This window comes from Streptomyces sp. NPDC058240, assembly GCF_042882135.1.
Classification (GTDB): domain Bacteria; phylum Actinomycetota; class Actinomycetes; order Streptomycetales; family Streptomycetaceae; genus Streptomyces.
In genome coordinates this window covers 1-12639 of sequence record NZ_JBHVWT010000055.1, presented here as the reverse complement: position 1 = coordinate 12639, position 12639 = coordinate 1, and the positions used below count along the sequence as shown (strand labels likewise).

At 71.0% G+C, this 12639-nt stretch carries 7 protein-coding genes and 1 pseudogene; all 8 read left to right on the top strand.

The window, feature by feature from the left end:
• Positions 1–14 precede the first annotated feature (14 nt).
• Positions 15–962, top strand: a complete 948-nt coding sequence (locus tag ACFVX4_RS36930; protein ID WP_389986393.1) for an ACP S-malonyltransferase — start codon at positions 15–17, stop codon at positions 960–962.
• Positions 963–1000: 38 nt separating this feature from the next.
• Positions 1001–1252, top strand: a complete 252-nt coding sequence (locus ACFVX4_RS36925) for a phosphopantetheine-binding protein (protein WP_389986390.1) — start codon at positions 1001–1003, stop codon at positions 1250–1252.
• Positions 1253–1311: 59 nt separating this feature from the next.
• Complete coding sequence (locus ACFVX4_RS36920; protein ID WP_389986406.1) at positions 1312–2970, top strand: AMP-binding protein; 1659 nt, start codon at positions 1312–1314, stop codon at positions 2968–2970.
• Between the two features lie 34 nt (positions 2971–3004).
• Positions 3005–4534, top strand: a complete 1530-nt coding sequence (locus tag ACFVX4_RS36915) for an AMP-binding protein (RefSeq protein WP_389986403.1) — start codon at positions 3005–3007, stop codon at positions 4532–4534.
• Positions 4531–5823 carry a type III PLP-dependent enzyme gene (locus ACFVX4_RS36910; protein ID WP_389986387.1) on the top strand — a complete coding sequence of 431 codons (1293 nt, stop codon included), beginning with the start codon at positions 4531–4533 and terminating at the stop codon, positions 5821–5823. Before ACFVX4_RS36915 ends, ACFVX4_RS36910 begins: the two co-directional genes overlap by 4 nt.
• Positions 5820–6323 carry a cobalamin B12-binding domain-containing protein gene (locus ACFVX4_RS36905; RefSeq protein WP_389986384.1) on the top strand — a complete coding sequence of 168 codons (504 nt, stop codon included), beginning with the start codon at positions 5820–5822 and terminating at the stop codon, positions 6321–6323. The genes ACFVX4_RS36910 and ACFVX4_RS36905 overlap by 4 nt, the downstream gene beginning before the upstream one ends.
• Before the next feature lie 314 nt (positions 6324–6637).
• On the top strand, positions 6638–7993 hold the full coding sequence (locus ACFVX4_RS36900; RefSeq protein WP_389986400.1) for a methylaspartate mutase: 1356 nt from the start codon (positions 6638–6640) through the stop codon (positions 7991–7993).
• 150 nt (positions 7994–8143) lie between these two features.
• Positions 8144–12639: pseudogene (locus ACFVX4_RS36895) on the top strand (beta-ketoacyl synthase N-terminal-like domain-containing protein); the annotation flags it as partial.

Here is a 12639-nt window from a genome sequence, read left to right as displayed (position 1 = left end):
AAGGGACCATGCACATGACCACCGCATCCCCGACCGGTACCGCGATGATCTTCCCCGGCATGGGGCCCACCCCCTTCGCGGAGGTCGGGAAGTTCATGGTCATCAACCCCTACGCCCGGAAGCTGATCGCCACCGCCGACCAGGTCCTCGGGTACTCGCTGCTCGACCGCTACCGGCAGACCGAGGGCGACTACAGCGAATACGCCCAGGTCGCGTTCATGGTCAACTCGCTGGCGCTGGCCCAGTGGGCCGGGCACACGCTGGGTATCGAGGCCGAGCTGTGCACGGGCCCGAGCTTCGGCGAGAAGCCGGCCGCCGCGTTCAGCGGCGCGCTGGACTTCCCCGACGCCGTCCGCGCCACCGCCGGATTCGCGCGCCTGCTGGAGGACTACTTCAGTACGGAGTTCAAGGACCTGGTCACCCACTCCTTCGTGCGTGTGCCCGAGGACAAGCTGCGAGAAGTACTGGCGGAGCTGGACGAACGCGGCGAGACGTACGAGATCTCCTGCTACATCGACGACGACTTCTACATGCTCACGCTGCGCGAGCACAACCTCGAATGGCTGAAGCCCAGGCTGCGTTCACTGGGCGGCATGTCGCTGTACTCGATGCGGCCGCCGATGCACTGCTCGGCATTCGGAGGACTGCGCGCCCGCGCCCAGGAAGAGGTCTTCGGGCCCCTGGACTTCGCCGACCCGCGGATCCCGGTCGTCGCGGATCAGGACGGCTCGCTGATCACCACGGGTGAGGGGGTGCGCACCATGCTGCTGGACAGCTGCGTACGCCCGATGCGCTGGCCCGCGGTCGTCGACGCGCTGCGCGAAGCCGGCGTCGGCACCGTGTGCGTGGCCGGTAAGGACAGTCTCTTCGGCCGGGTGCGGCGCACGACGTCCAACTTCGAGGTGGTACCGGTCACGCCGCGGGTCGCTCTCCAGCCGAGACCGCAGCCCGCCCGTACCTGAACCGTTCCTCTCTCACCTCCCCCGAAAGGCAATTCACCATGTGGGACCAGAAGTTCGAGGATCTGCTACGCAGGTTCCTGCCGTTCCTCGGCGCCGACGAGAAGCTCGCCGAGGACACCACGCTGCGCGACCTGGGCCTGGACTCGCTCGGCATCGTCGAGCTGCTCGCGGCGCTGGAGCAGACGTACGACGTGCGGTTCCAGGACGAGGCACTCGGCCAGGAGACGTTCCAGACCCCCGGTGTGCTGTGGAAGGTGCTGTCCGGTCTGGTCGAGGAGCAGGCCGCCTGAATCCGCGGCACCCGGGACCCGCAGGGTCGAGCATCGAAGGAGGAGCAGTGGACGCAGCCATGGGAGAGGCGCTGCACGGGCGTTTTCTGCGCGGAGTCGACCTGGCGCCGCGCAACGACGCGGTACGGGTCGGGGCCGACTCGGTCACGTACGAGCAGGCGCACGAGCGGGCGCTCGTCTGGGCAGGTGCGCTGCTGCGCGCGGTGCGCAAACCGCCGGGCACCGTGGCGGTGCTGGCGGCGAAGGGAGTCGACGCGTACGTCGGCATCCTCGCCGCGCTGTACGCGGGAGCCACCGTCGTGCCGCTGCAACCGGGCTTCCCCCCGGCGCGCACCCGCCGCATGATGCGGGCCGCTCAGGTGTCCGCCGTCATCGCCGACGAGGCCGGCTGGGCGCAGTTGCCGGAGCTGATGGCGCCGGGGCCGGACGGCGAGGAGCCGCTCGACACTGGTGGCCCCGACACCGTACTGCCCGTCCTCGCGCCCGGTTGCGGACCCGGTACGCATCCGAGTGTCGACCGGATCGTCCCGGAAGCGGCCGGCGCGCTGAGCGGGCCGCGCCCGGTGCGGCCGGCCGACGCGGCGTACGTGTTGTTCACCTCCGGGTCGACGGGCCGCCCCAAGGGCGTGCCGATCAGCCACGGAAGTGCCTCGCACTACTTCCGGCTCCAGGACGAGCGTTACGACTTCACGCCGCAGGACGTCTTCTCCCAGACCTTCGACCTCAACTTCGACTGCGCGATGTTCGACCTGTTCTGCGCCTGGGGTGCGGGGGCGACCGCACTGTGGGCGCCGCCCGGTGCGTACCGCGCGATGCCGACCTTCCTGGCCGAGAGCCGGACGACGGTGTGGTTCTCCACGCCCAGCGCGATCCCGCTGGTGCGCCGGCTCGGAGGGCTGGTTCCCGGCGCGCTGTCCGGACTGCGCTGGAGCTTCTTCGCCGGTGAGGCACTGACCTGTCAGGACGCCACCGACTGGCAGACGGCCGCGCCGCATTCGACGCTGGAGAACCTGTACGGACCGACCGAGCTGACGATCACGATCGCCGCGCACCGGTGGGAGCCGGAGCGTTCCCCGGGGATCGCGGTGAACGGTGTGGTGCCGATCGGCCGGGTCAACGACGGACACGACCACCTCCTGCTCGACGAAGGCGGTCAACCTGCCCCCAATGAGGGTGAGTTGTGTGTGACAGGACCTCAGATGGCTCGCGGCTACCTGGATCCGGCCGACAATGAAGGCCGCTTCCTGGAGCACGACGAGCGCACCTGGTACCGCACCGGAGACCGGGTCCGGCGAATCGGCGAGGACGGCGAACTCGCCTACCTGGGACGGCTGGACTCGCAGGTGCAGATCGCGGGATGGCGCGTGGAGCTCCCCGAGATCGACCACGCGCTGCGCGGCTGCGAGGGCGTCACCGAGGCGGTCACGGTCGATGTGGCCGGCGCTTCGGGCACCGAACTCGCGGTCTTCTACACCGGTTCGGCCGTGCCCGCCGCCACGTTCGCCCGGCAGCTGCGGGCGGTCCTGCCGCAGGGCATGACGCCCAGGCACTACTGGCGGCTGGACGAGTTCCCGCTCAATTCCAACCGGAAGACCGACCGGGGTGTACTGCGGGGCCGTGCCGAGGCGTGGCTGGGAGCGGCCCGTACACGCAGCGCCCCCGGCGCCACCACTGAGACCACCAGCACGTCCAGCAAGCCCAGCACGCCGACGACCTGACAGGAGAAGAGCGTTGGACAGCACTTCCGGCGCGGTGCACGGGGTCCCCGTGCCCGGCCACAGTCATGGCAGCCTTGTCCACACCCTGCTGGACGAGGCCGTCTCCTCCACGCCCTCATCGGCGGCGGTCAGCGACGCCGACGGGCAGTGGAGCTACGCCAGTCTCGACAAGTACAGCCGCGCCTTCGCCGACTGGCTGGAGGCGCAGGGTCTCGGACCGGGCGATCGCCTGGTCGTACAACTGCCGACCAACCGGGAACTGGTCGCCCTGTTCTACGGCGCGTCCCGGCGCGGAGTCGTCTTCGTACCGCTCAACCCGAACATGAAGGCATTCCACCTGCGTTCGGTGCTGGAGAACGCCGAGCCCGCCCTGGTCATCGGCGCCGAGGGACAGCACGAGACGCTCAGCACGGTCACCACGGCCCCCGTCCACCCGTTCGGCGGTGTGTGGAGCGAGGTGGAGAAGATCGCCGACCGGGGCCCGCGGCCGCAGACGGCGGTCGACGTCGCGCCGGACCAGCCCGCGGTCCTCGTCTACACCTCGGGCAGCACCGCCGCCCCGAAGGCGGTGATCTGCCCGCACGCGCAGATCACCTTCGCCACCCGGTCGATGGTCCAGGTGCTCGGCTACCGCCCCGACGACGTGGTGTTCTGCCGCTTCCCGATGTCCTGGGACTACGGCCTGTACAAGGTCCTGATGTGCGCGGTCGGGCGCAGCGAAATCGTGCTGGCCGACGGCGAGTCGGACCTCCGGCTGCTGTCCGCCATCAGGGACAGCGGGGCCACCGTCGTCCCGATCGTGCCGTCGCTGGCCACCATGATCGCCACGCTGGCGCGCCGCTCCGAGAATCCCGCGCCCCTGGTGCGGATGTTCACCAACACCGGTGCCGCGCTGCCCCAGCCGACCATCGAGACGCTGCGCGACGCGTTCCCCGGTGTGCGTGTGGTCCGCCAGTTCGGGCAGACCGAATGCAAGCGCGTCTCCATCATGCCGCCGGGGCAGGACCGCGAGCGGCCCGACTCGGTCGGTCTGCCGCTGCCCGGCACCCGGGTCCTCATCCTGGGCGAGGACGGCGAGCCCGTGCCCGCCGGGGAGTCCGGCGAGATCGTCGCCGCGGGCCCGCACGTGATGCCCGGGTACTGGCGCAATCCGGAGGTGAGCGCGCGCAACTTCCGCCGCCACGAGCCCTCCGGAGAGCTGCGGCTGCACACCGGGGACTACGGCTCTCTCGACGAGGACGGCTATCTGTACTTCCAGGGCCGCCGCGACGACATGTTCAAGCGCAAGGGCATCCGGATGAGCACCATCGAGATCGAGGCCGCCGCCATGGACATTCCCGGCGTGCGGCAGGCGGCGGTGCTGCCGCCCTCGGACCGGCACGACCTGGCGCTGTTCGTGGAGTCCGATCTCGCGCCGCACGCGATCCTGCGCGAGCTGGCAGGCCGGCTGGAGCGGCAGAAGGTTCCCGCGACCTGTCGGGTACTCAGCGACTTCCCCCTCACCCTGCACGGCAAGAACGAGAAGAAGCAGCTCGCCGAGCTGCTCGACGGGAGCGACCAGTGACTCGGTACACCGAGCTGGCCGAGCGGTACGGCACTCCGCTGTACGTGTACGACCTGGACCGGATCGCCGCGGCGCGGCAGGACCTGTTCGACGCTCTGCCTGAACCGTTCAGTCTGTTCAGCGCGGTCAAGGCCAATCCGCACCCGGAGGTGCTGCGCGCCCTTGGCGCGGGCGACGGGCGCGTCTGCCGGGCCGAGATCAGCTCGCTGGGCGAGTTGGCCGCCGCACTGGAGGCCGGGTTCGATCCGGCGGAGATCCTTTACACCGGTCCTGGCAAGACGGACGGCGAGCTGGTCGACGCCATCGGCGCCGGGGTGCGGCTGTTCTCGGTGGAGTCCCTCACCGACATGGAGCACGTGGGCGCCGCCGCCGGTGTCCAGGGGGTGGTGGCCGACTGTCTGCTGCGCATCAACAGCGCCTCGGCCAGCGCCACCACCAGCATCCGCATGACCGGCACGCCCTCGCAGTTCGGCATCGACACCGAGACGCTGGGCGAGATGCTGCCCAAACTGCGCGCGGTGCCCGGCACCCGGGTCGCGGGTGCGCACTTCTTCCCGCTCAGCAATGCCAGGGACGAGGACAGCCTGGTCGGGGAGTTCCGGCACACGTTGTCGGTCGCCGCCGATCTCGAGAGCGAACACGGGCTGCCGCTGCGGTTCCTGGACATCGGCGGCGGGTTCGCCGCACCGTACGCCGTGCCCGGTGAGCGCCCGGTGTACGAGAAGCTGCGCGAGCGGCTGGAGACCACGCTGGACGAGCTGTTCCCCGACTGGCGCCGGGGCACACCGCACCTCGCCTGCGAGTCCGGCCGCTATCTGGTGGGCGACAGCGGTGTGCTGCTGACCCGGGTGGTCAACATCAAGGAGAGCCGCGGCCGTACGTTCGTCATCCTGGACGCCGGCATCAACACCTTCGGTGGGATGTCGGGCCTGGGCCGGCTGCTGCCTGTGGCGGTCCAGCCGGAGGGCCCTGAGCAGGCCGCGGAGATCGAGGACGGCAGAGGGCTGAGCGCCAGTCTGGTCGGTCCGCTGTGCACGCCGGGCGATGTGCTCGGCCGCCAGGTGGACCTGCCGAATCTGCGCGTCGGCGACATCCTCACCATCCCTAACGCAGGGGCGTACGGCCCCACCGCGAGCCTCCTGATGTTTCTGGGCCGGCCCGCTCCCGCCGAGGTGCTGGTGCGCGGTGGTGAGGTGGTGTCCGCGTCCCGGCTGGAGCACAGCCGGGTCCCGCTGGCCCCGTCGGCCCCGTTGGAAGGCCCGGCACCGGTCGGTGGAGGGCGGGCATGACCCTACTCGCGCGGCAGCTGACGGGACCGGGACCGGCGAGCACCGAGGCGGACACGGCAGCGGTGGCCACGGCGCGACGCCGGCAGACGGTCCTGGTCAGCGGGCTGGCTTCCGACTCGCACACCTGGAACCTGGTGTTCATGCAGCTGCTGATCGAGGAGCAGGGGTACGACGTGGTGAATCTGGGCCCGTGTGTCCCGGACGAGCTGCTCGTACAGGAGTGCCTGGAGCGCGCGCCGGCCATGCTCGTACTGAGCAGCGTCAACGGTCACGGCGCCCAGGACGGTCTGCGCGTCATCAGGAAGCTCCGCGACGAGCGCGGACTGGCGGAGCTGCCCGCGGTGATCGGTGGGAAGCTCGGCATCTCCGGCGGCGAGGGCGCTGGGCGCGTGGCGGAACTGGTCGCCGCGGGCTTCGACAGTGTCTTCGAGGACGGCGCGCAGGAGATCGCCGCCTTCCAGCGTTTCATCGGTGGCATACCGCAGAGAGCGCTGTCGTGAACGACCGCTTCGCTGCGGCGCCGGAGAACGGTCCGGCCCGGCGAGGCGCCGGCAGGGCCGGTGCCGAGCCGGGAGTTGCCGCGACGGCCGGTGCGGAGCCGGGCCTGGCACCGGACGGCACGCCCGGCGGTGCCACGCTGGACGGCGCCGCGTCCGGGAACGTCCCGTTGGACGGAGACCCAACGAGCGTTGTCCCGCAGGGTGGCTCCCCGGCAAGCGGTTCCGTGTCCGGTGGGGGCCCGGCAGTCCGTGCTGTCGCCGGCAGTACGGGGGGTACGTCCGTGCCCGGCGTCATCCCGGCGCGCACCCGGCCCGTGGACCCGCCCGGTTCGGCCGTGCGGGCGGCCGGCGCTCCGGATTCCCCGGTCGGCGACTTCGGCGCGTTCGTACGCCGCTCGCACCGGGCCGGCCGACTCGTCGTGCAGCCCCGCATGGGGTTCGGCGACCCAGCGACCATGCGCGAAGGGCTGCTCGCCACCCGGCGTGCCGACGCCACCACCGTCGGCACCCTCACCCTGGACAGCTACACCCGGGTCGGGGACCTCGCCGCGATCGAGACGGCGCTGCGGGAAGGCATCGGCCTCAACGGCTTCCCCATTGTCAGTTACGACGTCGAGACCACCCGTTCGGTACTGCGCGACGTGCTCTCCGACGACTTCCCGGTGCAGGTCAGGCACGGCTCCGCGGTGCCGTTCGACATCTTCGTCGCCCTGATGCGGGCCGGGCTCAGCGCCACCGAGGGCGGCCCGGTCTCATACTGCCTGCCGTACGGCCGTACCCCGCTCGACGAGTCGATGCGCAACTGGCAGCGCAGCGGCACCCTGTTCGCACAGCTTCGCGAGTGGGGCGCCAATCCCCACATGGAGACCTTCGGCGGCTGCATGCTGGGCCAGCTGTGCCCGCCGAGCATGCTCGTCGCCGTCAGCGTCCTGGAGGCGCTGTTCTTCCACCGTCTCGGGATCGGCGACCTGTCCGTCAGCTACGCCCAGCAGACCAATGGCGCGCAGGACCGCGAAGCGGTGCTCGCGCTCCGCAGGCTGTGCGCGGAGCTGCTGCCTGACGCCGACTGGCACGTAGTGATCTACGCCTACATGGGTGTGTATCCCACGACGCCCGAGGGCTGCTACCGGCTGCTCGGCCAGGCCGCCGAACTCGCGGTCAGCACCGGCTCGGAACGGCTGATCGTCAAGACCGTCGCCGAGGCCCGGCGCATCCCCACCATCGCGGAGAACGTGGCCGCGCTGGAGCACGCCGACCGGGTGGCCCGCACGACCGTAGCCACCGGAGGCCCAGGGGTGCCGGCTGCCACGGCCACCGCGGCCGCGGAAGCCGCGACGCAGGATTCGCAGACGTACGCCGAGGCGCGCTCGCTCGTCGACGCGGTGCTGAACAGCCACCCGGACCTGGGCCACGCCCTGCTGCTCGCGTTCAAGCGCGGTTACCTGGACATTCCCTACTGCCTGCATCCGGACAACGCCGGCCGCAGTCGTAGCCACATCGACGGCGACGGCTGGCTGCGCTGGGCCGACACCGGATCGCTGCCCCTTGCCGGCCTGGTGGGCGGCCGCCGGGCCCGTCCCGTCACCTCCTCAGACCTGCTCGAAGCGCTGTCCTTCGTGCAGCGCAGTTACGACCAGCCGTTCCCGTACGGGGACCGGCCGCTGTCCTGACCGCCCACCGGTCCGGCCCGTGCCCCCGTCCTTCCCCGTCCGTCCCTCCCCGCCTTGTTCCTCGCCCGCGGAATTCTTTTTGGAGTGCACCGAATGACCGAGTCTGAGAACGTTCTTTCCGAGTCCGGTGGCAAGCCGAGGAGCAAGCCGGAGGCGCCACAGTCCGCTCTGGTGCGGCGGCTCACGGGGCTGACCGCGGCCGAGCAGGAACGCGCCGTACTGGAGATCGTGCACGAGCAGACCGTCGCCGCGCTGCGCCGGGCCCGTCCGGAAACGAAGGACGCGGTGGACACCGCACGCCCGTTCCTGGAGCTGGGTTTCGACTCGCTGGCGGCAGTGGACCTGCACACCCGGCTGTCCGCGGCCACCGGCCTGGAACTGCCCATCACAGCGGTCTACGACCACCCCACCCCGGTCGAACTGAGCCGCTTCGTACGCACCAAGGCCCTCGGCCTGGCCCCCGAGCCCGTCGCCGCGGCCGTCCGGCAGACATCGGGGGACGACGACGACCCCATCGCGATCATCGGCATCGGCTGCCACTACCCCGGCGGTGTCAACTCCCCCGAGGACTTCTGGGCGTTGATGGCCGAGGGCCGTGAGGTGCTCTCGGACTTCCCCACCGACCGCGGCTGGGACGTTCCCGGCATGTTCGACCCGGACCCGGACCAGCCTGGCAAGTCGTACGTCGACAAGGGCGGCTTCCTTGCGAACGCGGCCGATTTCGACGCGGACTTCTTCAAGATCAGCCCCCGCGAGGCGCTGGCGATGGACCCGCAGCAACGCCTGATCCTGGAAACCTCCTGGGAAGCGCTGGAGCGCGCCGGGATCAACCCGGCCTCGCTCCGGGGCAGCCGGACCGGTGTCTTCTTCGGCGCCGAGGTGCATGAGTACGGCACCCGGGTGCACCAGGCCCCGCTGGGCCTCGACGGCTACCTGATGACCGGCAACGCGCCCAGCGTCGCGTCCGGCCGCGTCTCGTACACCCTGGGTCTGGAAGGCCCGGCCGTGACGGTGGACACGGCGTGCTCAGGCTCGCTGGTCTCCATGCACCTGGCGGCCCAGTCGCTGCGCAACGGCGAGTGCTCACTCGCCCTGGTCGGCGGCGTCGCCGTCATGGGCAGCCCCGGCATGTTCACCGCGTTCAGCCGGCAGCGCGGTCTCGCGGCCGACGGCCGCTGCAAGGCCTTCGCCGAAGCCGCGGACGGCACCGGATTCGCCGAGGGCGCCGGCGTGTTCGTGGTGGAGCGCCTGTCGGACGCACGGCGCAACGGTCACCGGGTGATGGCGGTCCTGCGCGGCAGCGCGGTCAACCAGGACGGCGCCAGCAACGGCCTCACCGCGCCGAACGGCCCGTCGCAGCAGCGGCTGATCCTGCAGGCCCTGGCCAACGCGGGACTGAGCCCGGCCGATGTGGACGCGGTCGACGCGCACGGTACGGGAACGAAGCTCGGCGACCCGATCGAGGCCCAGGCGATCTTGGCGACGTACGGTCAGGAACGGCCCGCCGACCGGCCGTTGCGACTCGGGTCGGCCAAGTCCAATCTCGGGCACACGCAGGCCGCCGGCGGTGCGGCCAGCGTGATCAAAATGGTGCTGGCCATGCAGTACGGCATGCTGCCCAAGACGCTGCACGTGGATGCTCCGAGCCATCACGTCGACTGGTCGGCAGGTGAGGTGGAACTGCTCACCGAGGCCATGCCGTGGGACGCCCCGGACGGACGGCCGCGCCGGGCGGGCATCTCCGCGTTCGGCATCAGCGGTACGAACGCGCACGTGATCATCGAAGAGGCACCGCAGGAGCAGGCGGCAAAGACCCCGGAGCGGCAGGACTCCACGGACCCGGCAGCGCTGCCGCTGGTTCTCAGCGCCCGTACGAGCGACGCGCTCAGCGCGCAGGCGGCGGGGCTGTTGGGCCTGATGGGGCGTGTGGATGCTCCGGATCCGGTGGACGTGGGTGTCGCGCTGGCGACGACGCGGGCGGAACTGGACCACCGCGCGGTGGTGACGGGCGCCGGGCGCGACGAGCTGATCGCAGGGCTGCGAGCACTGGCCGAAGTTGGTGAGAGCACGTCAGAGGTCGTGCAGGGACAAGTGGTTGCCGGCCGGCTGGCGTTCCTCTTCACGGGGCAGGGTGCGCAGCGGGTCGGTATGGGTCGTGAACTGGCCGCCGTCTTCCCGGTGTTCGCGACCGTGCTGGACGAGGCGTGCGGTCATCTCGACCTTCAGCTGGAACGGCCTCTGAAGGATGTGCTGTTCGCTGAGGTGGGGTCGGCGGAGGCTGCGCTGCTGGATCGTACGGAGTACGCGCAGCCGGCGCTGTTCGCGGTGGAGACGGCGCTGTTCCGGCTGGTGGAGTCGTGGGGTGTGCGGCCCGATGTGCTGGCCGGGCATTCGATCGGTGAGATCGGTGCGGCGCACGCGGCCGGAGTGTTCTCGTTGGCGGACGCGTGTGCGCTGGTCGCGGCGCGCGGCCGGCTGATGCAGGCGCTGCCCGAGGGCGGGGTGATGGCGGCCGTGCAGGCCACCGAGGAGGAGGTCCGCGCGCTGCTCGACGGGGTCGGGGACGCCACGGTCGCGGCGGTCAACGGGCCGCGCGCGGTGGTGGTTTCCGGGGCTGCGGCCTCCGTGGAGAGGGTGGTGGAGGCGGTACGGGCGCAGGGCGGCAAGACATCCCGGCTGAAGGTCTCGCACGCCTTCCACTCACCCCTGATGGACCCGATGCTCGACGAGTTCCGGCAGATCGCCCAGGTGCTGGACTACACCGAGCCCCGTATCCCGGTCGTCTCCAACGTGACCGGACGTACCGCCAAGTCGGGAGAGCTCACGTCCCCCGAATACTGGGTGTCGCATGTTCGCGAAGCGGTCCGGTTCGCGGACGGGATACGGGCCCTGGCCGGCGAGGGTGTGACGACGTTCCTTGAGGTCGGCCCGGACGCCGTCCTCACCGCCATGGCCCCCGGCGCGCTGCCCGACGACTCCACGGCGGTGTTCGTCCCGCTGCTGCGCCGCAACCGCCCCGAGCAGCCAGAAACCCTCACTGCCCTGGCCCGGCTGTGGACCGGCGGCCACCCCGTCCACTGGACCGCCCTCCACACCGGCAACCCGACCCGCCCCGTCAACCTCCCCACTTACCCCTTCCAACGCCGGCGTTACTGGCTGGACGCCGTCCCTGACACCGGCGACGTCACCACCCTGGGCCAGGCCCCCGCGGACCACCCGCTGCTCGGCGCCCTCATCACCGCCCCTGGCACCAACACCACCGTCCTCACCGGACGCATCAGCACGCAGAGTCACGCCTGGCTGGCCGACCACGCCATCATGGGCACCACCCTCCTGCCCGGCACCGCCTTCGTCGAGCTCGCCCTCCACGCCGGCCACCACACCCACACTCCCCACCTCGAGGAACTCACCCTCCACGCGCCCCTCGCACTCCACCCCGACCAGCACACCGATCTGCGCATCCAGACCAACGCCCCCGACCACACCCTCACCATCCACTCCCGCCCCCACGGCGCCGCGGACGCGGCACCCTGGACCCTCCACGCCACGGGCAGCCTCAATTCTGAACTCCCCGTACCCGGCGCCGAATTCGATCTGACCAGCTGGCCGCCGCCGGGCGCCAGGCCCATCCCCCTCCACGACACGTACGAACAGCTCGCCGCCCAGGGCTACCACTACGGCCCCTACTTCCAGGGGCTCAAGGCCGCTTGGCAGCAGGGCAGCGAAATCTTCGCCGAAGTAGCTCTCCCCGAAGAGGCGCACGGCGACGCCGGTGCGTTCGGTCTCCACCCGGCCCTACTCGACGCCGCACTCCACGCCACGGACCTCGGCCAGAGCGACGATCCTGAGGGCGCTCGGCAGACGGCTCTGCCTTTCGCGTGGAGCGGCGTCTGCGTCTACGCGACAGGCGCGACCTCCCTGCGCGTACGCATCACCCCGGCGGGCAACGACGGCGTACGTCTCCACCTCGCCGACCCGACGGGTCAACCCGTCGCCGTGGTTGAGCAGTTGGCCATGCGTCCCGTGTCGGCCGACCAGATCGCGGCGGCCCGCGACGGCGCCGACACGCCGCTCTACGTCGTGGAATGGAACACGCTGCCTGTCGCCGCGGACCAGGCGGACCCCGGTGTTACGAGCTGGGCGGCGCTCGGCGAGCGGGCGACACAGTGGGAGTGGACCGGCGCCACGACGCACACCGACCTGGCAGCCCTCGCCGCGGAGGCCGACGCGGTGCCCGATGTCGTCGTACTGACCTGCCCGGAAGGGCCGGGCGCCGCCGACATGCCGGAGCGGCTGCGCGAAGCCACCGGCGGTGTGCTGATGGCCCTTCAGGAGTGGCTGACCGACGAGCGGTTTTCGTCCTCCCAGTTGGTGGTGGTGACCCGGGGCGCGGTCGGCCCCCGTGACGGGCTCGATGAGCCGGTGGACCTCGCGGGTGCGGCCGTGTGGGGTTTGGTGCGTTCCGCGCAGGCCGAACACCCGGACCGTTTCGCCCTGTTGGACTGGGACGGCACACAGCCTCCGCTCCCCCGGCTCGCCGCAATTCTGTCCGGTGGTGAGCCGGAACTGGCCCTGCGCAACGGCGAAACCTACGTACCCCGCCTCGTACGAGCCACCACACCCCACCCCGACACCTCAACCACCCC